The sequence below is a fragment of the Brevundimonas sp. GW821-FHT10A07 genome, assembly GCF_059415785.1.
Genome location: NZ_JBWKNX010000017.1, coordinates 56,866 through 80,477 on the forward strand (window position 1 = coordinate 56,866; position 23,612 = coordinate 80,477).

Sequence of the window (23,612 nt, forward strand, 5' to 3'; positions counted from 1 at the left end):
GGGTGTTGTCGCGGCCTTCCGGTCGGGCCATCGTGCCGGACCTCAAGATGCGGCGCGTTTGCGCCTGAAACGAGCGGGCGATGACGACTGCAATCCCATCCGCAACAACCGTACGACGGGTCGTGATCGTTGGCGGCGGAACAGCCGGTTGGATGACGGCGGCGGCGCTCGCGCGGCTAGTGGCGCCTTCGGGCGTCCAGATCACCCTGGTGGAGTCCGAGGCGATCGGGACGGTCGGCGTCGGGGAGTCCACCCTGCCGCACATCCGCGCCTTTAACGAACGCCTAGGAATCGACGAAGCGGCGTTCATGAAGGCCACGAGGGCGACGTTCAAACTGGGCATCCAGTTCGAGAATTGGGGCCAGATAGGGGGCAGCTACATCCACCCCTTCGGCGACTACGGCGCGCCGGGCGGGGAGGCGCCTTTTCATCACTACTGGCTGCGGGGACGCGAGCTGGGGGACGTCGGACCGATCGACGACTATTCGCTGCCGGTCGTGGCGGCGCGGGAGGGTCGGTTCGCCCCGCCGTCCGATGATCCCCGCTCGCTGTTGTCGACGTACCGCTACGCCTATCAGTTCGACGCCACCCTGTACGCCCGTTTCCTGCGGGGCATGGCCGAGACGGAGGGCGTGCGCCGGATCGAGGGGCGCATCCAGAATGTGGCGCAGGACGGCGAGAGCGGGGCGATCACCAAGGTGACGCTAGATGATGGGCGTCAGATCGAGGGTGACCTGTTCGTCGACTGTTCCGGATTCCGGGCGCTGCTGATCGAACAGACATTGAAGGCCGGTTTTACTGACTGGTCGCACTGGCTGCCGTGCGATCGGGCGGCGGCCCTGCCGTGCGAGAGTGATCAGCCGACCGTCCCCTATACCCGCGCCACGGCGCTGGAAGCGGGCTGGCAGTTCCGCATTCCGCTGCAGCACCGGGTCGGCAACGGCTATGTCTATTCGAGCGCCTTCATCGACGAGGCTGCGGCGCTGGATCGACTGGTCGGGCGCCTTGAGGGCAAGCCGCTTAAGGCGCCGAACGTCCTGAAGTTCACGGCGGGTCAGAGGACGCGGAACTGGGCGGCCAACTGCGTCTCCGTGGGACTATCCTCGGGCTTTATCGAACCGCTGGAATCGACCAGCATCTATCTGATCCAGATCGCCATCACCAAGCTGATCGAACTCTGGCCAACCGCCGTGATCGACCCGGCGACGGAGGCGGAGTTCAATCGCCAGATGGATCTCGAATACATCCGGATCCGCGATTTCATAATCCTGCACTATTGCGCGACCGCCCGGAACGACACGCCCTTCTGGGATTATGTCCGCACCATGCCGCTGCCGGATACGCTCTCGGAGAAGATCGAGCTATTCCGCGCGCGCGGGATCGTTCAAGATTATCGAGAAGGTCTGTTCCTGCATCCGAGCTGGGTCGCGGTCTATCTGGGGCAGGACATCCTGCCTCGGCGCCATCACCCGCTCGTCGACGCAGTGAGCGCGACCCAACTGATGTCGAGCCTGGAGCGGCTGCGAAGGATGGTGCGCGAAGCGTCGTCCAGGCTTCCCTCTCAGGACGACTATATTGCCCGATATTGCGCGCACCTGCCCCTCTAGATCGGTCTCACGTCCGCGGGGGGCGTCCCGGATGACTTGAGGGGCGGGCCCCGCTGAAGACCCGTCCCGCCTCCAACGGACACAGCGCCTCCGTCGGAACGGGCGTAGGAAATCCGCCCGCCCGTGGTGTTCCCATTGCCCTGTCGGAAGGAAGGGATTGCCGGTATGGGCCGATCCTGTGCTCGATCATGCACGGGCTGTGTCTCCGTCGTCACTCCGGGCAATATTATTGCTTGCGGGTGTTGAAATCGGCGAATTCAGCAGAACGCCGTTGGTGCTGCCAGTTTGGTGCAAGCTTGGCGACGTAACCATGACGGTGTTGCAACGTGCTGCGGAATTTCTGCCGGTCACTGAACACCGCGTCATTCCTTTCACCGTGCAACGGAGGTGGAAATTGCGCCGGCGTAGCCGGCAGGGGGAGAGACTTATGACAAGGACGATGAGCACTTCGATGTTGGCTTTGATGCTCTGTGCATCGGCCGGCGGCGCCTGGGCGCAATCGGCGGCGCCGCAAAAGACGGATGAGGAACGCGCGCGCGCCGAGCAGGCCGCCATCGACACCGCCGGCGAGGCCGCCGTCGTGGACTCGGTCGAGGTGACGGGCAGCCGACTGGGGAGCGGGGATCCGACCTCGCGCGTCATCGTCATCTCCAAGGAGGAGATTCAGGCGCGCGGCGTGACCAGCGTCGAGCAGTTGATCCGGACCCTGCCGCAGAACGTCGCCACCATCGGCGCGATCACCAATGAGCGGGCGCGGGGTCCGCTGTCCAATCGCGACAAGGTCAGTGTCTCCCAGATCGGCTCGCTCGGCGTGTCGGCGGCGAACCTTGGCGGCATGGGTGCGGGCAACACCCTGATCCTGGTCAATGGTCGACGGGTCGCGGGCGCCGCCGGCATCGAGGACGGGTTCGCCAATCTGAACGGGATTCCGCTCAGCGCCGTCGAGCGCGTGGAAATCTCGTTCGGCGGGGCCTCGGCTGTTTACGGCGCTGACGCCATCGGCGGCGTCATCAACTTCATCCTGCGCAAGGACTTCGTCGGATCGACGCTGACGGTCCAGCACGAGGTGTCGAGCAATGACGCCGACAACAGTCGCATCAGTCTGTTCTCCGGCTATTCCTGGGGCTCGGGAAACATCTCGGGAACGCTGGACTTCAGTCGCCGCAAACCGGTCAACAACCACAAGAGCGGATTCGTCACCGAAAACTACTCCAGCTATTATGGCGGAGATACCGCCTTCGATACGCGGTCCTTCAGTCGGGGTCTGCAGCCCGGCGTTATTGATCGCGGTTACTATGCGTTCGAACCCCCTACCTACGACGCCCGCTATGTCGCCCAGGGCCTCACCGTGCGACCCGGCTTCGTCGGCCGCCCGAGTCTGACCGACCTCATCACTGTCGGCGCGGAAGCCTTGCCTGATTTCGTGCCCGAGTTCGCCGGACCGGAGTCGGAAAGCACCAGCGCTACGCTGAACTTCGAGCAGAAGATCACGGACAAGCTGACGTTCTTCGGGGATGCGCTCTACACGCGCTCCGAGAGCGAACAGGACATTCGCTATTCGGAGGGGCTGAGAGTTCAGCTGGCGCCGGGTCAGGCCTATAATCCATTCCCCGCCTATCCGTTCGACAGGTTCACGCCGGGGCCTGTCGTCGCCTACAATCCTCAGGCGGAGGTCGAGGCTGGACAGCTGCCGTCCGGGCGGATTTCAAACACCGCGACCCAGTGGAACATCAATGCTGGCCTGAGCTACCAGTTCAACGCGGACACCAAGATCGAGCTTCTCTATTCGCGATCCGAGGCCGAGACCTCCGGTCAGAGCCCGAACCTGGGTTCAGTCGTGGATTTCCAAGCGGATGCGACCTCGCCGAACGGGGTGAAGTGCTACAATCGCGATCTGGCGGAAAATCGCGTCACCGGCACCGACCGCGACTATCTTCAAGGCGTGTTTGATCGCCAGTGCCTGGCCCTGACCAGCAGCGATCCGACCCTCGCCTTCAATCCATGGAAGTCTACCGCCGACGGCGGCGGGTCCAGCGCCGCTGACTTCTATTATATCCCGGTGAGGGAGGCGCGCACGTCTGGCACCCAGAACTGGGAAGCACGTATGAACGGCGTCCTGTGGACGCTGCCGGCCGGCAAGCTGTTCTATGCGGTCGGCGCCGAGATGACGGCCGACGACACCGACAGCCAGGAAGTGCGGATTCGCACCGTCAATCCGGTCACCCGAGATCGACATGCCTATTTCGCGGAGTTGAGGGTTCCGATCTTCGGCGAGAACTTCAACTACACCGGTATGCGATCGCTTCTGCTCAGCCTCGCCGCCCGTCGTGACAGCTATACGACAGAAGGGCCGATCGGGACGGTGAACAACGTGCCGTATTCGCTGGGCGGAGAACTGCTCTACGATTCCAGCACCTTCGCCAACACCACGCCGGCCGTCGGCCTGCGGTGGGAGCCTTTCGAGGGCCTGGCCCTGCGCGCGCGCTGGACGGAAGGTTTCCAGGCGCCGCCCTATACCCAGCTGTTCAATCCGGTCGCGACACGCAACACGACGACCATCTCCAACGACCCGCTGTACAAGTGCACGACGGACTGTTCGCGGCCTGGAAGCTATGTGGTGCCGCTGGTCGTTACGTCGAACCCGGACCTTGAGCCTCAGAAATCCACCCAGGTGAGCTATGGCCTGACGTGGCGTCCGCAGGGGATGCTGGACGGATTGACGTTCGATGTTGCGTATAATTCGACCAAGATCGACAGCGAATATGCGAACCCGAGGGACCTCCAGACCTTCCTGCGTCAGGATGAAATCCTTCGCCTGACGCAATTCTATCCGCGCGACGCCAACGGAAAGATCATCGAGGCGCGCCAGATGACCTTCAACATCGTCGGGTCGGAGTATGAATCGATCAACTACGAACTGAGCTATCTGTGGAACACGAATTGGGGTACGTTCGAACCCAAGATCAATGTGCTCGACAACATCAAGGCGGAACGTCAGGCGTTCCCCGAACGCGAGCCGCTGTCCGCCTTGGGCCTTCTTCAGGGCACGGACGACTACAAGGTGGTGGGGTCGCTCGGCTGGTATTATCACGACTTCAACGCGTCTCTTTGGGCCTATTACACGCCTGAATACACCAACGACTACGACATCTTCCGCGCGGCTGGCGTCAACCAGGAGGAAGACCGTCTGATCCCGGTCGATGACATGCTGATCATGGATCTGACGGCGGCCTGGCGGATCAACAACGACATTCGTCTGAACTTCGCCGGCCGGAATATTCTGGACGAAGCTCCGCCGTTCGTCGTGGTTCAGGGCCGTCCATACGATACGGCGCGCTACAATGCGGCGGGTCGAACCTTCTCCCTCGAACTTCAGTATTCGTTCTGAAGGGGTCGGGGCGCGTCACGACGCGACGCGCCCCGACGCTGGCGCCCATGCCGTCAGGTTCGCTAAAGGAGAAGCGTGCGGCATTGCCGACGGGGTCGACGCCTTCGATCCAGCGAGGTGTTTCTGATGCGTCTGTTGTTGGTCGAAGACGATGCGGATGTCGCCGAGACCCTCGTCATCTACCTGGAACGCCAGGGGTTCGTCGTCGATGTCGCGCCGTCCCTGGCCATTGCGCGCAGCGCCGTGGACGCCAATGAATTCGATCTGGTCTTGCTGGATCGGGGACTGCCGGATGGCGACGGCGTCTCGCTGATCGCCTATTCCGCCCATCGCAACCGGCGTCAGCGCTACATTATCCTCACGGCCATGGCGACGCCGGATCATCGGGTCGAAGGCCTGGAGTCCGGCGCCGACGACTATATCGCCAAGCCGTTCGAGCCCCGCGAGCTTCTGGCCCGAATCCGCATCGCCCTGCGCCGCTCTCTCGAGGTTCGGCGCGAGACCCGTCAGTTCGGACCGCTGCTGTATGATCTCGAGAGCGGCGTCTTCTTCATCGACGAGGCTCCGCTGACGTTGCGCCGAACGGAGGCCCTGGTGCTCGAGGCGCTCATGGCCCGACCCGGCGCGGTGATCCAGCGCGAGACGCTGGAGGCGCGGGTCTACGGCTACGACAAGGTCGTCAACGCCAACTCGCTCGAGTCGCAGATTTCAAGGCTGCGCACCAATCTGGCGCGGCGCACGGACCGGGTGCGTATCCGTGCGGTGAGGGGGCTGGGCTATTGTCTGGCGGACGAAGGCTGACGCCGCGTCATTCGAAAGCCTGCCAGACTGGTGCAAGCCTTATGTGTCATACCCTGTCTGACTGAATCTAAGTGTGCGGATTTTCAATGGTTTCGACTGACGACGTAGAACTGGCCCGCCAGAGCGCGGCCGCGTTCAAGGAAACCTTCATCAAGATCCGCGCCGAGGTCGGGCGGATGATCGTGGGGCAGGCCGACGTCGTCGACGGCGTGCTGACGGCGCTGATGGCCGGCGGCCACGTCCTGCTCGAAGGCGTGCCGGGATTGGGCAAGACCATGCTGGTCTCCTCGATCAGTCGGGCCATCGACCTGCCGTTCTCGCGTATCCAGTTCACGCCCGACATGATGCCCGCCGACATCGTCGGCACCACCGTTCTGACCGAAGCCGAGGGCGGCGGCCATGAACTGACCTTCCAGCAGGGGCCGATCGTCTCGAACCTGGTCCTGGCCGACGAGATCAACCGCGCGACGCCCAAGACCCAGTCCGCGCTTCTGGAGGTGATGCAGGAACGACAGGTGACGGTGGGCCGCCGCACCATCAAGACGCCCGAACCGTTCTGCGTCATGGCGACCCAGAACCCGGTGGACCAGGAAGGCACCTATCCGCTGCCGGAGGCCCAGCTGGACCGTTTCCTGTTCAAGCTGGTGGTCGGCTATCCTTCAGAGGCCGATTATCACGCCATCATCGATCGCACGACGAGCGGCCACGACGTGGTGCTGAACGCCGTCACCAACGCCGAGACCCTGCAGCATATGCGCGCGGTCGTGCGGCAGGTCCCGGTGACCGAGGCGGCCAAGGCCTACGCCATTCGTCTGGTCATGGGGACCCAGCCGGGCAGCGACTATGCGCCGGACAGCATCAACCGCAGCGTGGCGCTGGGCGCCTCGCCGCGCGGCGTGCAAAGCCTGATGCTGGCCGCCAAGGTCCAGGCCCTGCTGGACGACCGTTTCGCGGTCTCGACCAATGATGTGGCGGCCGTGGTCATGCCGGTGCTGCGCCACCGCCTGGTTCTGAACTACCACGCCCAGGCCAACGCCCTTTCGGCCGACGATCTCCTGGGAGACGTGCTGGCCCATGTGAAGCGGCCCTACGCGACGGACTAGTCCCCAATCTGGGCTGTTTGCGAGGGTGCTTGAGGGCGCCGCGGGATCCTGCATGGCCCGCGGCGCCTTTTTCTGTTTTCGGCGCGCGCTTAGCGGACCTTGTGGCCGTAGATGTCCCAGACCTCGACAGGGCCGAAGTTCAGCGCGCGGACGGGGGCTTCGATCCTGGAGAGATCGCCCACCACCACCCAGGTCAGGCGCGTCGGATCGTAGGTCGTGCGCGACACGGCCTGAACCTGATCCAGCGACACCGCCGCCAACCGCGCGCCGGACGTGGCCGCGCGGTCATAGGGCTGGCCATAGGCGGCGGCGCCTGTGATCGCCGAGAGGAAGGCGGCGTTGCCGGCGAAGGCCGAGGGCAGGGCCCGCATGCGCGAGGTGCGGGCCCGCTCCAGCTCTTCGAGAGTCGCGGGCCGGTCGGCGACATAGTCGGCGATTTCTCTGCGGACCTCCCTCATGGCGTCGGCGGTGCGGTCAGTCTCGACCGTGCCTGACGCCGTGAAGGTGCGCGGGCCGACCGGCGTGTCCGCGACGCCGCCGGTGAAGCCATAGGTCCAGCCCTTCTCTTCTCGCAGATTCATGTTCAGGCGGCTGTTGAAGGCTGCGCCCAGGATTCCATCCGCAAGATCGCCGGCGGCCGCCTGGTCCGCGTCGAACGCGGTCGTGAGCTCGCCGACCGTCAGACTGGTCTGGGCCGCGCCGGGGGCGTCCACCAGAATGATGCGGCCCGGCGTCGCGGTCGCCGCCCCTCGCTCTTTCACAGGCGTCGGCGTGACGCGGCGCCAGTCGCCGAAGTGGGCCTGGGCCAGGGCCTTGGCCTGTTCGATCGTGATGTCGCCGACCAGATAGAGGGTGGCGTTGTTCGGCCCGATCTCGCGATCATGGAAGGCTTGGATCTCGTCGCGCGATATGGCGTTGGCGTCCTCGCGCGTGCCGATCCGCCCCAGGGGATGGTCCTCGCCCCAGATCGCCCGCCCATAGACGGGGCCGGCCGACTGCAGGGGATTGCGTTCATAGGCGTCGAACTGCGGCCCCACCCGCTCCAGCGCCTTGTCGATCTCCGCCTGGGGATAGGTGGGATGCGCACCACCTCTGAGGCGAAGCTGAAACCGTCGTCGAGGCGGCTGCTCAGCATGGTCCACATCACAGCGCTTTCACGCGCCTGGGCGGCGGCGGCTATGTTGACGCCGGCCCTCGTCGCCTGGCGCTTGAGCTGTTCGGCGTCGTAGCGGCGCGTGCCGCTGGTCAGCATGGCGAAGGCGCGGCTCGCCGTGCCTCGTCCATAGGCGTCCTCCGCCAGAGAGCCGGTCGAGAACTGCAGGCTGGCGCTGACGATGGGCAGATTGGGACGATGGGCGACGACGATCTTCAAGCCGTTGGCGAGAACCGCCTCCGAGACGCTGGGGAAGGCGATCGCCGCGTCCGCGGGGCCGGGATCGGGCATGCGGGTCGGGTCCGCCAGGCCCGTCGGCGCCGCGGCGGGAACGGGCGTGGGAAGCTGGACGAGTTCATAATAGGGGCGCGACAGGGCGGCCTGGATCAACTGCGTCACGGCCCTGGCGTCGACGTCGCCGATCCATTCCCGCTGCTTCAGGAAATAGACCGGGTCGTCGTGGGTGACGGCGCCGCTGGCCAGCCAGGCGCCGATCGCGGCGCTGCTTTCCATCGTCTGCAACAGCGAGATGTCGCTCGCCGTGACGATCTCTTCCAGGCGGTCCCTGTCAGGGCCGGTCTGGAAAAACTTCGCCAGTTCGCGATCGATGGCCGCGTTGGCGGCCTCGGGCGTCACGCCCGGCTTCAGGGCGACCGAGAGATTGAAGGCGCTGGTCAGCTGGCTCTCGCTGACGCCGGCCGACACGCCGTCGGCGATCTTGAGATTCTCGACCAGCGCGTCATGGAGCGGCGTGCCTCGACCCCGCGCCATCGCCTTGGCGGCGAGTTGAAGCATCGTGTTGTCGCGTGGCGATCCGTTGTTCAACGGCCAGGTGCGGGAGATTACGGCGGCCGGCAGGTTCTCGTAGACGATGTCGCGTCGGATGTCCGCAAACGAGGGCGTCCAGCGGTCGGGGCGGCTGATCGGCTCGCCCTGGCGGACGCCGCCGAAATAGAAGGCCGTCTTCTCGCGCGCCGTCTGGACATCGATGTCGCCGGACAGGACGAGCACCGCGTTCGATGCGCCGTAGTGGGCGTCGAACCAGGCCTTGACGTCCTCCAGGGTCGCGGCGTCGATGTCCTCCATGGAGCCGATGGTCGTGTGGCCATAGGGATGGCCGGCCGGATAATAGCCCTTCAGGAACTGGGCTTCCGCCGAACGGCCGGGGCCGAGTTCATTCTGGCGCTTCTCGTTCTTGACCACGGCCCGCTGTTCGTCGAGCAGGGCCTGGGTCATGCCGTCCGTCAGGTGGCCCATGCGATCAGCTTCCATCCAGAGCGCCCGGTCGAGGGCGTTGGCAGGCACCGTCTGGAAGTAGTTGGTGTAGTCGGCGGTGGTGCTGCCGTTGATGCCGGTGGCGCCGACGGCCTCCAGCGGGGGGAAGTATTCCGTCGGCCGATTGACCGTCGGCTGGAACATCAGGTGTTCGAACAGATGGGCGAAGCCCGTCTTGCCGACAGGCTCGTCCTTGGACCCGACCTTGTACCAGACGCCGACGAAGATCGTGGGAACGGTGTGGTCGGTATAGACCAGGGTCGTCAGGCCGTTGGGCAGGGTGAAGGTTTCGTAGGGGATGCGGACCTGGCCCAATTCCGGCCTTGCCTGCGCCAAAGCGAGGTTCGAGGCGCCGCAGGACAGAAGGACAGCCAGAACGGCGCCGACGATAGGTTTTCCGAAGGTCGTCAAGGTCGGTCCTCACAAGCCGATGTCGCTTGTCGCCCACCAATCACATGAAGCTTGCCCCAGCCTGACGCGCTCAGCTTCTCTATTGGAACGCAAGGCGAAATAGCGGGGCAATGAAACGAGGACACTGTAAGGTTGGTGCAAGCCACCGGTCCTATGTGACAGTTCTGATGAGTTTGCGCGGGTCGAAATGGAACGGATGATCCAGGGCGTCGATGATGGGTTGCGTCGTCGCCTCGATCGCCTCGAGACGCGCGGACGGCATGCCCTTTTGACGACGACGCGCCGACGTGCGGTGCGGCGGGCCCTGGCCTGGGCGGCTCCCGCCTCGGCGGCCGGTCCGCTCCTTCTCGCCCTGTCCGCGCCGTTCGTCGCCCCGACTGTCGCGGGCGTCCTCATCGCCGCAGTCGGCGCGCCCCTCGCGGCAGGGGTGTTCGGCTATATGCGGGCTCGCCAAGCGACCAGCCGCACCCGGACCGCCGCTCTTGCGCTGCTCGATCATCGGTTGCGCCTGAACGACCGGTTGCAGACGTCCGACGAGTTCGAACGACTGGATCGCCGAACGGCCTTCCACGACGCCGCCTTGCAGGAGGCTGCGCCCTGGGTGGCGCGGGCGCAGGACAGCGACGTGGGCGACGACGACGGCGCGCTGAGGTTGGGCCGCTCGCGGCTGTGGCTATGGCCGGCTGCGGGGATTCTGTGTCTGGCGGCGGCCTTCGCCGTTCCTCAGTTCTGGCCCGAAGCGGCCGCGCCGGCGAATCCGGCGGCGGCTGCGGTATCGCCGCGATCGGCGGCCGTCGCCGCGCCAGAGGCGCGTTCCGAAAACACGACGCCGATCGCAGGCGCTGCGTCCCCGACCGCGCTGGGTCGTGATGTCGAGGTGACGACGCGCCATGGCCTGGACAAGCCCGGCGCCGGATTGGCCGCCGCCTTCCAAAGGTTGATGGCGCGCCTTTCGCCGTCGCGCAGCGCCGCGGCCTCCGCACAGGACGCCGCCGCCCGCGCGGGCGCGCCGTCCCAATCTGCTGCGGGCCAGGGAGAGGGCCGGGGGCGTGGCGGTCAGGGCGCGGCCGGCAACAGCGCCTCGTCCAGCGGGGCGGGTCAGGATCGCGAGGCCAGACAGCCGCAGGATGACGGGCAAACGCCCGGCGAGGCGATGGCTCAGGACAAGACCGACGCCCCTGCGTCCCAGGCGCCCAGCGGTCAGTCCTCCGGCGCCCGGCAGAACGCCCCGTCCGCCGCCCGGCCTCAGCCTCAGGACTCCGGCTCCGGCCAATCCCAGAGCGGGGAGGGCCAGCAGCCGGGGCGCAGTCGTCGCGGAGACCAGAACCAGTCCGGCCGCGAGCAGGGCGGAGGCCAGGGCGAGAACGGCGGTCAGAGCGGCCCCGAGACGGGGCTGAAGAAGGGGCGCGGCGTGTCCAGCCTGATGCTGGCGACCCCGATGCAGGACCGTCTTGGCGGGATGGCCAGCCCGGGCCGCATCCGCACGACCACGCGGGACGGGGCGCCGCAGCCTCTGCCGGCGAACGGCGTCCGGGCGCAGGATCGTGGCATGGCGAGAGGCGAGGCGGCGCGGACGGCGCCCCTGGCCGCCAGCGCTCAGGAACAGCGTGCGACCCGCGACTATTTCAACGCGCGGAACGGGGGCGGTCGATGATGCTGTTTCGTCGCCGTCCGCGCGTCGCCGCCGCCCCTGCCGCCGTTTCCGGTCTGGCCGATCCGTTGACGTTCGAGGCCCTGTTCGATCCGACCTTCCTGGCGGCGCTGCGACCCTTTTCGCTGCGGATTTCGCGCGCCCAAAAGGGCGGCCGCCTGGCCGAGCAGAGGACGAACGCGCGCGGCCAGGGCGCGGAGTTCGCCGATTTCAAACCCTATGTGGCGGGCGACGACCTGCGCGCCATCGACTGGAACGTCTATCGCCGTCTCGGCCGCCTGTTCGTGCGGGTGTTCGAGGAAAGCCAGGACATGCCGGTCTATTTCCTGGTCGACCGGTCGCGCAGCCTGTTCGTCGAACGGCCGCCCCGCATCCATGCCGCGCAGGAAGCGACCCTGGCCCTGGCGGCCGTGGCCTTGGACCAGCACGACTCCGTGGGTCTGTTTCCGTTTTCCGACACGCTCGAAATCGAGTTCCGCGCGGTCTCGGGCAAGGGCAATCTGGCGCGTGTGGCGCACAGCCTAGCGGGATATTCGGCGCTGCAGGGCACCGGGCTGGCGGCGGCTCTGGCTCACCTGGCCGGCCTTCGCCTGCGCCAGGGTCTGGTGATCGTGGTGTCGGACTTCTTCGACGAGGCCGGCACAGAATCCGTGGTGCGAGGGCTGGAGCAACTGCCGCATCGGCTTCTGCTGGTGCAGATCGTCAAAGCCTACGATGCGGACCCCGAACGCCATCCCGATCTCAGCGGGGACATCCTGCTGGAAGACGGCGAACACGCCCAACCGACTTCGGTCACGATCACGCCCGACCTCATGGCGCGCTACAAGGCCGCCTACCGCCGCTTCTCCGACACCCTGTCGGAGTTCGCGCGGACCCGCGGCGCGGGCCTCGTGCAGATCGACGCCGACAAGCCGGTGCGTGACCAACTGTCGGCGCTGTTCGGCGATGGCGCGGTCAAGCTGTGAGTTTCCTGTCGCTTCCGCTCTGGGCCGTCATCGCCGGCGCCGTTTGCCTCGCCGCCCTCCTGTTCGGGCTTCAGGTTCTGAAGGCGCGTCAGAAGCATGTGCGGATCGCCGCGGCCGGTCTCTGGGCGCAGGCCGCCAGGGTCACGCCCTTGCGCGTCTTCCGCCAGCGGTTCCAGCGCTGGTTGGCCTATCTGCTGATCCTGGCGATCGGCCTGCTGCTCTGGGCGGCCGGCGCGCGACCTGAAATCACGCCGGGCCGGGACGCCGTCGATCACATCTTCTATCTGGACGCCTCCGCCGGCCTGACGGGACGCGACGACCTGGCCCAGGCGCGCCGCGCCTTGATGGCCGATATCCGAAACACCGATCCCGCCCGTCGCACCGTCTATCTGGACGGCGCCGTCGCGGCGCCCCTCCTGCAGCCGGGTGAAAATCCGGCCTTGCTGAGCCGGCGCCTGGACGGGGTTCGCGCCCGCCTTGCGCCCTCGAGCTTCGCCCACGCCGTCGCCAATCAAGAGCTGGCGGGCGCGTCGGCGTCGGGGCGGCCCACGGTCGTCCACTATTACGGCGCATGGTCGGGCGCCCGGGACGTGACGTCCACCGCCGGTCAGCGTCTTGTCTATGGGTATCTGGCCAGGCCGACGCCCGACAATCGCGGCGTGGTCGCCCTAGGCGCCTCGCCTGCGGCCTCGGGCGACGCCGGGCGTGCGGATATTCTCGTAGAGGCGATCGGCGCCGACGGCCGGCCCGTGCCGACCGACGCTCTGCGCTTCAGCCGAGACGGACGCGATGTCGTGGTTGATATCCTGGCCCGTCCCGACGGGAAACTGATCGTGCGGGACGCGGTCGCGGACGGCGGCTTGTTCGCCGTGCGGCTGGCGCGATCCGACGCCTTTCCCGCCGACGATCAGGCCAGCCTGCGACTGCCGGACCGGCGTCCAGTGCGCGTGGCCCTGTCGTCCGGCGCGCCGGCCGCCGTCGCCCGCGCCGTTCGGCTCAACCCCGCCTTCGCCGTCACCGCGCCGAAGGACGCCCAGGTCGTGGTTCGGCGGGCCGGCGAGCGGTTTGGCGAGGACCGGCCGGCCCTAGTCGTGACCCAGGCCGGCGAGCAGAGCGCCTTCGTGTTCACCTATGGCGCCGACGAGGCCGAGCCGGACCTGTCTGCGGCCCTGGCGTCCCTCGGGATATCGGCGGTGGAGACCCAGACCCTGGCCCGCACCACCCGGCGCGAGGTGTCTGCGGAAACCCGTCCGGGCCAGCAGCGCGGCGTGGCCGTCTGGTCGGCCCTGTTCGACGAGAGAGGCGGGTTCCCGGCGGCTTCGGGATTCCCCGTCTTTGTGTCGCGCACCCTGTCCTGGTTGGCGGATACGCCGCCCTGGATTCCGTATGCCCAGGCCGGGACCGATCTGACCGACCAGTCGGACCTCTATGGTCTGGCGGCCGACCGCCGGATCGCCGACCGCGCATTGAACGGCGACCTGTTCCTGGATCAGGCGGGCGAGACCCGGATCGGCGACCTGCGTGTGGCCGTCTCCCTGACCGATCGCACCCTGACCCTGGACGCCGCCCGGGCCGTGCCGGCCGACATCAGCGTGACCCCGGTGCAAGGCCCGACCGTCGATCTTCTTTTCATCCTGCTCGTCGTGATCGCCGGCCTGCTGTTGCTGCTCGAATGGCGGCTGCAGCAGCGCGGGGCGATGGCTTGAGGACCGCGTCGTGCACCTGACCTTTCTTCATCCCGAAGCCGGCTGGCTCCTGCTCCTGATCCCCGGCTTCCTGTGGTGGGCGCGCAAGGCCGCCAGGGTGCGGGTCGCGCTTCGCACCGCCGTCTTCCTGGCGCTCGTGGCGGCCCTGGCGCAACCCAGTCTGGTCGTGCGTCGGGGCGGCCCGACGTCGGTGATCATCGTGGATCAGGGCGATGCTCTGTCGCCTGTCTCGCGCGCCCAGGCCGCCTCGGCCGCAAAGGCGGTCCTGACGCGTGCGGAGCGGAACGGTCCCGTGGTGGTCATCCAACGCGGCGGCGTCCCCCTGGCTCTGAAGGCGACGCGGCGAATCACCCTGCCGGACGCCGGTCAGGCCGCCGCCATGCCTCACGCCCTCGATCTGGCGCTGGCCGCCTTTCCGTTGGGGGCGGAGGGACGAGTCACCGTGATCGGAGACGGCCTGGGCGCTGACCGGGCCTGGGGCCGGGCGGTCGACGCCTTGGTGGCGCGTGGCGTCGTCATCGACGCCGTCCCGATCCGCGCCGGACGGAACGAGGCCTTCGTCGCCGACCTCTCGCTACCGACGGCCCGCGCCGGCGAGCATGTCTCGGCGCGAATAGGGCTGGACGGGGTGGGACAGGATCTGTCGCTGGCGGTGTTCAGCGGTGATCGGCGCATCGGCGGCGCGGGTCCCCTCGATCTGGACGGTCCGGCCGCCGTGTCGGTCGAGATCCCGGTCGATCGTCCTGGCTATATGCCCATCCGTGTCGAACTGGCGCGAGGCGGCTCCGTCGTCAGCCGGTTTGACACGGCGGCGGCCGTGCAGGATCCGCTGGCCGTCCTCTATGTGAACGGGCGTCAGGCCGGAGGGGCGAGCGTGCTTCAGCGGCTCGCGGGTCAAGGCCTGCGCATCGACGGCCGGGCGCCGGCGGACCTGGCCGGCGTCGATCTGTCGGCCTATCGCGCCGTCCTGCTGGACGACGTGCCGGCCTCGGCGCTGGCGGCCCCGACGCAGCGGCGATTGATGGAGGCGGTTCGTTCGAACGGATTGGGTCTGATGGTGTCCGGCGGAGAGAGCGCCTTTGCGGCCGGAGGCTACGCCGGATCGCCGCTCGCCGCCGCTCTGCCGGTGACCCTTCGTCAGGAAGAGCAGACCGAGGATCCCAGCGTGGCGCTGGCCATCGTCATCGACACCTCGGGCTCGATGCTGGGCGCGCCGCTTGATCTGGGCAAACAGGTCGCGCGCCTGGCCGTGCGCAAGCTGACGCCGGCCGACAGCGTGGGCGTGGTCGAGTTCTACGGCGGGCGGCAATGGGTCACGCCGATGCAGCCGGCGCGGGACATTCCGGAGGTCGAGCGCGCCATCGGTCGCGTTCAGGCCCAGGGCGGCAGCGAACATCTCTTCGGCGCCCTGCAGGAGGCCTATTACGGGCTGCAGAACACCCAGGCCCGCTATCGCCATATCCTGGTGATCTCGGACGCCGGGGTGGAGGCGGATCGCTATCCTCAGCTGATCCGCCATATCGCCGACGACCAGGTGACGGTTTCCACGGTTCTGGTCGGCGGCAGCACCGAGGGCGAGGCGCGCATGGCGCAGTGGGCCCGGCTCGGTCGGGGGCGCTTCTATGTCGTCGGCGACGAGTTCAGCCTGGTGGAGATCAATCTCAAACAGCCCCAGCAGAAGCCCCAGCCCGGGATCAAGCGCGGCGGCTTCGCCCTGGCCCCGTCGGCGTCGTCCTTCGGATGGGGCGATCTGGCGGCGGCGGCGCCCCGACGGCTGGACGGTTATGCGCAGGCGGGCGTCAAGCCGCTCGCCGAGACCCTGATCCGCACCGCGACGGGCGAGCCGGTTCTGGCCTCCTGGCAATGGGGCGCCGGTCGGGTGACGGCGCTGATGACAGAGCCGGTCGGCGAGGGAACCGCAAACTGGCGCAACTGGGCCGGTTACGGGGATTGGATGCAGCGGCTGGTCGCCCGCACGGCCGATCCGCGCCCCGAGTGGGACGTGCGCCTCGGCCGCGTCGGCGGCCGGGTCAAGGTGGTGGCCCAGCGCATTCGCGGGGCCGCCGGCGGTCCGCCGCAAATCCGGGTGCTGAACGCCGCCGGCCAGGCCGGGCCCGCCCTGACGGCGGTCGAACGGGCGCCGGGTCTGTTCACGGCCGAAGGCGCGGCGCCGATGGACGCGCCTGTGCGGGTCGAGGTTCGCGACGGTCGCGGCGTGACCCGCGCGGCCCTGCCGGCGCTCGGGGGCGGGCAAGCGGACCGTCCGGTCTCTCAGGCTGACGGACTCCCCCTGGATCAACTGGCCCGCCTGACGGGCGGGGTGGTGATCGAGACTCCCTCCCGCGCCGGCGCCGCCCCCCTTCCGCAGGGACGATCTCCGGCGACGGCTCTGGACCTGTGGGGCTGGCTCTGCTGGCTGGCCCTGGTCCTTTACGTCGCCGACATCGTCTATCGTCGCTGGCCGCCCCGGCGGCTGGCCGTTTGAGATCGAGATCATGACTTTGCGATCACGCTCCCTGTTTCTGGCGCTCGGCCTCAGCCTCGGCGTGTCGGTCGCCCCGTCCGTGACGGCGCAGGCGGCGTCGCCTGCCGGCGAGGTCTCGAACACGCCGACACGGACCGACGCCAGCGCACGCGCCTTGATCGACGCCGTCCTGTCCGGTGCGCGTCTCGACTTTGCTGCGGCGGATCGGCTGTACGCCCAGGCCGTGCTCGCCGACGACCTGAGCGGCGTCTATGGCCGGCTGGACGAACTGTCGGCCGGGGCCGATCCCGATCGCGCCTGCCGAGTCGCCGTTTTGAAAGCCGTGCTGGAATGGCGCGACGGCGATGTCGATGCGGCGACCGACACGGTTTCCGCCGCCCTCGACCGCTGCCGAACGACGGACGCCATGCTGCTGCGCGGGCGGCTGCTCGACATCCAGAATCAGGCCGGGGCGGCGTCCGTCTGGTACCAACGCGCGCGGGCGCAGTCGGACGATGCGCAAGAGCGCGCCCTGCTGGACCGTCGCCTGGCGATCATCGGCGTGACGGGACGAAGGCCCGACGCCCTGTCTCAACTGGCCGGCTCGGGTGATGCGGCCGTGGCGAACCGGGCGGCGGCCGTGCTCGGTCTCCTGGGGAGGCCGGGGGACGCCGCCGCCCTGTATCGTCCTCGAAACGACGCCGCCGTGCGCTACAGCGACGCCGTGCGGCTGGCGGACTGGGCTATCGGCCAGGGTTCGCCGGACGCGGCTGCATCCTCAGCCTGGCGCGCGGTCGAGGCCGCCGCGACGACGGAAGATCGGCTCTACGCCCTCGCCCTGGTCGTGGAGGCCTATCGGACAGCCGATCAGCTGGCGGGCGCGGAGGCGTTCCTGGCGCATAAGCCGCGCGGGCCGGAGGTGGATCAGGCGCGGCTGGACGTCCTGCTGGAGTTGCGGCGTTACGACGACGCCGTGGCCATGGTTCAACAGGCCGGGGACGCCGCGCTGCGCGAGCGACTTCTGGGCGTGCTTCGCGCCGCCGGTCGGACGACGGAAGTCGAGGCCGAATATCGGCGCCTGATCCGTGCCCAGCCGGCCGATCCGCGCTGGGCCGATGGTCTGGCGGCCCTCTATCTCGAGCAGGGCAGGTCGGATGAGGCGGTGGCGGTCTATCGCAGCCTGGCCGTCGCCAACCGCGCCAGGCCGGACGTGCAGATCGAGACGGCGCGCAAGATGATCGCCATGGGGATGGGCGACCAGGCCTCCCGGATATTGGGCGATGCAGCCTCGACGCCCGCCGTCGCTGTCGCGATTCGGCGTTTCGAGGTCGAAACCGCCATCGACCAGGGCCGGGAGGCGGACGCAGAGGCGGGCCTGCGCGCTCTTTCGGCGGCGGCGCAGGGCGACACGGCGACCCTCGTCACCGTCGCCGAAAACTACGAACGTCTGGGCCGGCAGGATCTGGCCCTCGAAACCCTGCTGGGCGTCCAGGCGCGCGGCGGGGTTCTGGACGACGACCAGCAGGCCCATATCGCAGATCTCGCCTTCGCTGCGGGTCAGCCGGCGGAGGCGTTGACCCGTTGGCGGGCTCTTTGGGCGGGAACTCGGCTTCCGGCGCGCAAGGCCTTCCTGCAACGGCAGATCATTCGCGCCGCGCAACAGACGGGTCAGCTGGAGCCTATCGCCGCTGAACTGGAGGCGCGGATCGCTTCGGGCGCGGCGGATCAGGGCGAAGTCAGTCTTCTGGTCGAAATCCGTATCGCGCAGCAGGACGGCGCCGGCGCTGAACGCGCGGTGCGCCGCTATGCCGAGCGTTCACGTTCGGGCGAGGTGCGAACCTTGGAGCAACTGGCGGCCGTCCAGGCCCGGCTCAGGAACTACGCCGGTCTTAACGCGAGCCTGGCCCGGTTGGCCCAGGTCGACCCGGCCAACGCCGACGCCTATCTGCGCCGCCTGATCATCAATGTGCTTCGCTTCCCCGATCCGGCCGAAAGCGATGCGGATCGCAATCGCCGGGTCGACGCCCTGATGGCGCAGATGCGGGCGGCCGGAAAACTCGACGATGTCGAGGCCGCGCGTTTCGCGGCCTCCATCTATGCGTCCGGCTATCGAAACGCCGAAGCGCTTGTCCAGCATCGCCGCGCTCTGGCCCTGGCCCCGACGGATGTCGATGCGCTGCTGGAATATGCCGGAGGGCTGAAAGCGGAAGGACGGGTCGCGGAGGCCGCCAGTCTGTTGCAGTTCAAGGCCGAGACGGCGCCGAGCGGCGCGGCCTTTGTCGCCGCCTTGAACGGGCTTCTGGACGTGCTGGCCGCCGGAGACGCCAACAGCGTGGGGGTTCCGGCCGATCTGTCCCAGGCGAGGCTGGGCTGGGCCAGGCGCGCCGCCCTGGAGCGTATTCTGCAGGACGGGGATGATGTGCGGCTGTCGTCCCTGGTCGGCGACATCGGCCAGGATCGCGGGGATCCGGAGCTGCAGCTGCGCGCGCTCCAGGCGTCGCTCGCGGTGGCGGGCGACCAGAAGCCGGCGGTTCTGCGCCAACTGATCAGCCTGACCTCCGCCAGCGAAACCGGCGCGGGCGATCCCGTCCGAAAGGCGATCTACGGCCGCCGGCTGGTGGCGATGCGCAAGCCCTATCCGCCGGAAGTCTATGCGGATATCGCCCAGACCTTGCTGAAGGCGGGCGATGTCGCCGGCGCCGAGCGGGCCTTCGCGCTGATGGGCGACATCGGGGGACTGGTGAACGTCGACGCCTTGCGGGGCCAGGCCTACGCCGAGGCCGGAATGACGCGAGAGGCCTTGGCCCGTTACCGCGTAGCCCTGCTGCAGGATCAGGACGATCTTGATCTGATCGCGCACACGGCGGTTCTGATGGAACAGTCGGGGCAGGCGTCCGAGGCCGCCGCCCTCTATTGGAAGGGCCTCAACAGCCTTGTGCAGCGCCAGCCCACGCAACAGGCCAGCGACGCCCTGAAGGCGCTCGATGCGGCGCAGTACGCCCCCACCCTGATCGAGGGCGCGTTGTTGACCTGGCCCGAAGGCGAGACCCAGGCGCGGATCGCGCTCTGGCGTCAAACGGCGCAGTCCGCGGCGCAGAGGTCGCAGACCGTAGGGGCCGCCCCGGCGACCAGGCTGGCGGACTTTCCGCGCCTGGCCCTTGTGGTCGCCATCAATCAGCGGCTTGCGACCTTCCTGAACGACGATGAGCTGGAAACGACGCAAGACGCCCTTCTGGCGCCTTTCCGCGACGACCCCGAGGCCCGACGCGCTTTGGCCGACGTGCATGCGCCTGCCGCCGGCCTGACGACGGCGGCGGGCCAGGCTTGGCCGATCGTGGATCTGGGCCGTCAAGCCGCGACAAACGCCGACTTCGATCTCGCGCTCGCCCTGGCCTTCGAGACCGGCGACCGCGCGCGTATTCGCGCCCTGGCCGACCAGGCCATTGCGGCGGATGCTCCGTGGCGGGCCGGACGCGAAAAGGGCGTGACCCAGAATCAACCGCCCATGCTGGTGTCCTTGTTGCTCAAGGCGGCGGACCTGGGGCGTCCCGAGGTCGTTCGTGAGGACATACTCGCGCCTCTGGCCGACACCTCGTTCGACGCCCTGGCGCTGTATGACGTCTATCGCGTCGATCCTGCACGGTTTGCGAAGCTGGAGGCCGCCGCCGGTCGTCGTCTGTTGTCCGATGACGTCCTGATCCCGCTGCTCGTCTCGCGAGGCAATGACCCGCTCCCGGTGGCGGGGGCGGCGGGGCGGGCGCGAGGCGGACCGACGCCGCTGCAGCTGCTGACCCAAAGGTTCGATCCCGATCGACTCGTGGACCTGTACGAAGCTCTGGTCGAGCGGATGGAGCGGACCGGATCGGCCTCGGGGCTGCAGGAGGCCATCGCAGCTCATCTGCTGGATTCACCTCTGAGCGACGCGCAACTTGATCGTCTCCAGGCCGTGCTGATCCGTGACATCGGGGCTGAGCGTTCGCAGTCGGACAACAGCGGCGGCGTCTTCGCATCCCTGCTGTTACGGTTCGACGCACCTGCGGCGAACCGTGAAGTCCTGCTGGCCGCGTCACGGGTCCTGGCCGCTCGGTATGCAGACAGCGCACGAACGCCTGAGGTGCTGACGGCCTGGTTCGCCGACGACCGCGCAGGCGCCTTCGAGGCGCTGAGCGCAATGACCGAAGCGATGGCGCAGCCGCCGCTGAGCCTCGGCACGCTGCTGGCTCAGCGCTTTGGGGCTGAGCGCGAGGCCGCGTTCGACGCGTTCCTGGCGACCTCTCGGCCGAACCGGGAGGAGACGGCCCGTTTCCAGAGACGTTTCCTGCGCGGCGAAGCGACCAAGGCGTCGGTCGATCCCAGGATCGTCGCGGCCTACGCCAAGCTTGTCTCCGTCGAACCCGACAACGTCGCCTATGTCGCGGCTCTGTTGCTGATCCAGGCCAAAGCGGGCGATTTTTCCGCCTTCGTCGCGACCGCCGCGCCGTTCGCGACGACCCGGGCTGACGATCAGGTGCTGGGGACCCTGCTCGGTCTGGCCTATCGACTGACGGGCGATCCGGACGCTGCGGCGCGGACGGCCGAAGCCGCGAGCGTGGATCTGGACGACCCCGAGTGGATCCGCCAGCTCACAAGCCGAGCGATGGCGACGCGGGCCGGCGAGGTCGACCTGCCGAGCGCGTTCGCACCGACATGGTCCGCCTACCAAAAACGGTTTCCCCAGGCGCCGGCCGTGCTGGCTCTGGCAGTACAGGACCCGGAGTTTACGCCGGCGACGGTCGCGAGGCCCCTGGATCGCCTGGCCGCCGACGACACGCCGGGCGTCGCTCGAGGCGATATTCTCCGGGGGCTATGGCGTGCGACCGTTCCGCAAGGCCGTCAGGACGGCGACGCCAGCAACCGTCAAATGCTGATCGACAGCCTCGCGGATCCGGCGGCGGCCGGTTACGGCGCGCCTGTCGTCGCAATCGTCACGCGCGACCCTGCCGTCATCAAGGAGCTTGAAGACGAGCTTTCGAGCCTCTCCGGGGCGATGCAGGGCCGACAGATGCGGCTCTATGACCGGGTCGCCGAGGCGCAGTGGAGCCAGGGGGGCGGACAAGCGCGCCTGGACGCCCTGTCCGCCGATCTTGGCGGTCCACCCGTCAGGCTGCACGACCTGGCCCTCTTCCTCGCCCTGGAGCAGGGCGCGCCTGTCGCGCTCGATGCACAGCAGCTGGCCGGTCTGACGCGGCAGCTTCGTTTCGTCATGTCGCCGTCAGCGGGGATGAGGCTGGCCGCCGCACGCGCCTATGGGAGGGCGGGCGAAAGCGCCACTGCCGGCGCCTTGCTTCAGGCCGCCCTGCTGCAAAGCCTCTATCCGACCCGCCGCGACTATGCCGATCCCGGGGATCCGGCTCCTGACGCCGCCGCGTTCCTGACCGTTTTAGCGGCCTTCCCGGATCAGGGGGCGGCGCGACGGATACGCGGCGATCTGGCGCGCCTGGCCCAACGGCAGGCCGCCAGCCCTGCCGTGATGGCTCCTTTCGCAGCATTGGCCTCCGCCGCCGACTGACCTTGCGGACCAAGGCCCGATGTGCGGCTTCGACGCGGCGCGCGCATCGGCTAGGGTGGGGTAGGGACGCCTTGGGGCGAGGAGGATGGATTGGGCCTGAAGCTAAGAAGCCTGCACCGATCCATGTTCGCGCAACTGGCGATCATCACCATCCTGTTCGTCGGCTTCGGCGTCTATTTCTTCACCCTGCGTCCTTTGCTGTCGGTCGAGCCGACCGGCGTCGCTGATCCTCTGGAGGTCACCGCAGCCAGCGCATCCGAGGTCTTAAGCCGCTTCGCCTTCGCCGAACGCGAGCAGGCGGGAGCCGGCGGCGACCTGGACGCCGATCCGGTCTTGCGGGACATCAAGGCGCACAATCCCAAGTTCCGCTATTTTGTTCGGGTGCAAGGGCGGGAGTTTCGCTCCGGAGAGGGAACGCCCTTCTTCATCCGCCTGGCGTTCGACCGGCTGCAGAGCCAGAATCTGACGAAGGTCTATTCAGGCCTCTGCCTCACCAACACGAACAGTGATCCCGGCGGCCCAGGTCGCAGTTTCCTCGCCTATTCGGACTGCGGCGGACAGGCGAGCTATTATGAATACGCCGGGATCGAACACGCAACGACCAATGCCGCCGCAGGCTCGGCTCGGCTCTATGGCAAGTTCATATGGAGCTACGGCGGGATATTCCTGTTTACCGTAGGGGCGGCCTTCGTCGTCTTCACCATAATCCTCTTGGCGAACGTGTTGCGGATCCGGCGGGTGGCCGCCATGGCGCGCGATCTCGATCCCGACAATCTGAGCGAGCTGTTTCCGGAAAAGGGTCTGCCGCTGGAAGTGGCGCCGCTCGTGTCGGCGCTGAACCAGATGATCGTGCGCGTCGACGAGGCCCAGAAGCGTCAGCGCTTTTTCCTGTCCGCCGCGGCGCATGAAATGCGCACGCCTCTGACGGTGCTCAGAACGCGGCTGGAAATCATGGACGACGGGCAGCTGAAGGACAAGCTGATCTCCGACGTTCGGCGACTGACGAATCTCGCCAATCAACTGCTCAAACTGATGACCATCGGCGAGGCTCCGGAGCCCCTGAAGGAATCGGATCTCGTGACCTTGACCGGCAGGGCGGTGGGCGAGCGGGAGGTCGTCGCGGCCCGTCGCGGTCTCGATCTCGTCTTCGAGCGGGAGGTGACCCGCTATGGGCTCTGGGCCGATCCCAGCCTCGTCGAGACCGCGATCGGCAACGTCATCGACAACGCCCTGTCGTTTTCGGCGCAGGGCCAGCGTGTCGTCGTTCGACTGGACAAGGACGGCTGGGTTCGGGTTTGCGACCAGGGGCCGGGCATACCCAGTGAACAGATCAAGACGCTGTTTGAGCCCTTCACCCGGTTCTCCACCGGACGCAGCGGCTATGGGCTGGGTCTGGCCATCGTCAAGGCGGTGGTTGATCGCCACGAGGGCGCGGTGGTGATCGGCGAGGTCGCCGGCGGTGGGGCGGAGGTGGCGCTGCGTTTCGATCCGAACATTCCGGCCCGGCCCTGAGGCTCGGCCCTGAGGAAGGGTCACGCAA

12 protein-coding genes are annotated in these 23,612 nt (G+C 67.8%); 10 read left to right on the forward strand and 2 right to left on the reverse strand.

Annotated elements, in window-relative coordinates:
- The first annotated feature begins 80 nt into the window (after nucleotides 1–80).
- The 4 genes from AC07NC_RS13960 to AC07NC_RS13975 all read left to right on the forward strand — a co-directional run bounded on the left by AC07NC_RS13960 (nucleotide 81) and on the right by AC07NC_RS13975 (nucleotide 6,899).
- Nucleotides 81–1,607, forward strand: coding sequence for a tryptophan halogenase family protein (locus AC07NC_RS13960; RefSeq protein WP_494569931.1), 1,527 nt, complete (start codon nucleotides 81–83; stop codon nucleotides 1,605–1,607).
- A gap of 439 nt (nucleotides 1,608–2,046) precedes the next feature.
- Nucleotides 2,047–4,995 carry a TonB-dependent receptor domain-containing protein gene (locus AC07NC_RS13965; RefSeq protein ID WP_494569932.1) on the forward strand — a complete coding sequence of 983 codons (2,949 nt, stop codon included), beginning with the start codon at nucleotides 2,047–2,049 and terminating at the stop codon, nucleotides 4,993–4,995.
- Between the two features lie 126 nt (nucleotides 4,996–5,121).
- Nucleotides 5,122–5,796, forward strand: a complete 675-nt coding sequence (locus tag AC07NC_RS13970; RefSeq protein WP_008262845.1) for a response regulator transcription factor — start codon at nucleotides 5,122–5,124, stop codon at nucleotides 5,794–5,796.
- Between the two features lie 86 nt (nucleotides 5,797–5,882).
- On the forward strand, nucleotides 5,883–6,899 hold the full coding sequence (locus tag AC07NC_RS13975; protein ID WP_494569933.1) for an AAA family ATPase: 1,017 nt from the start codon (nucleotides 5,883–5,885) through the stop codon (nucleotides 6,897–6,899).
- 89 nt (nucleotides 6,900–6,988) lie between these two features.
- Here AC07NC_RS13975 and AC07NC_RS13980 read toward each other — a convergent pair whose 3' ends face one another.
- The gene (locus tag AC07NC_RS13980; protein ID WP_494569952.1) at nucleotides 6,989–7,771 is read right to left on the reverse strand and encodes a M16 family metallopeptidase; all 783 of its coding nucleotides are present in this window, start codon (nucleotides 7,769–7,771) and stop codon (nucleotides 6,989–6,991) included.
- Nucleotides 7,657–9,738 (reverse strand): M16 family metallopeptidase, encoded by a 2,082-nt coding sequence (locus tag AC07NC_RS13985; protein ID WP_494569934.1) that lies wholly within the window; start codon nucleotides 9,736–9,738, stop codon nucleotides 7,657–7,659. Before AC07NC_RS13985 ends, AC07NC_RS13980 begins: the two co-directional genes overlap by 115 nt.
- Before the next feature lie 187 nt (nucleotides 9,739–9,925).
- Between AC07NC_RS13985 and AC07NC_RS13990 the strand changes: the two genes are divergently transcribed.
- From AC07NC_RS13990 to AC07NC_RS14015, 6 genes are all read left to right on the forward strand, one after another.
- On the forward strand, nucleotides 9,926–11,392 hold the full coding sequence (locus AC07NC_RS13990) for a hypothetical protein (protein WP_494569935.1): 1,467 nt from the start codon (nucleotides 9,926–9,928) through the stop codon (nucleotides 11,390–11,392).
- A complete protein-coding gene (locus tag AC07NC_RS13995; RefSeq protein ID WP_494569936.1) occupies nucleotides 11,389–12,354 on the forward strand; it encodes a DUF58 domain-containing protein in 966 nt (321 codons plus the stop codon). Before AC07NC_RS13990 ends, AC07NC_RS13995 begins: the two co-directional genes overlap by 4 nt.
- Nucleotides 12,351–14,060, forward strand: a complete 1,710-nt coding sequence (locus AC07NC_RS14000) for a hypothetical protein (RefSeq protein WP_494569937.1) — start codon at nucleotides 12,351–12,353, stop codon at nucleotides 14,058–14,060. Before AC07NC_RS13995 ends, AC07NC_RS14000 begins: the two co-directional genes overlap by 4 nt.
- A gap of 10 nt (nucleotides 14,061–14,070) precedes the next feature.
- Nucleotides 14,071–16,545 (forward strand): VWA domain-containing protein, encoded by a 2,475-nt coding sequence (locus AC07NC_RS14005; RefSeq protein WP_494569938.1) that lies wholly within the window; start codon nucleotides 14,071–14,073, stop codon nucleotides 16,543–16,545.
- A 10-nt stretch (nucleotides 16,546–16,555) separates the two neighbouring features.
- Nucleotides 16,556–22,072, forward strand: a complete 5,517-nt coding sequence (locus AC07NC_RS14010) for a hypothetical protein (RefSeq protein WP_494569939.1) — start codon at nucleotides 16,556–16,558, stop codon at nucleotides 22,070–22,072.
- 123 nt (nucleotides 22,073–22,195) lie between these two features.
- A complete protein-coding gene (locus tag AC07NC_RS14015) occupies nucleotides 22,196–23,584 on the forward strand; it encodes a sensor histidine kinase (RefSeq protein ID WP_035310254.1) in 1,389 nt (462 codons plus the stop codon).
- Nucleotides 23,585–23,612 lie beyond the last annotated feature (28 nt).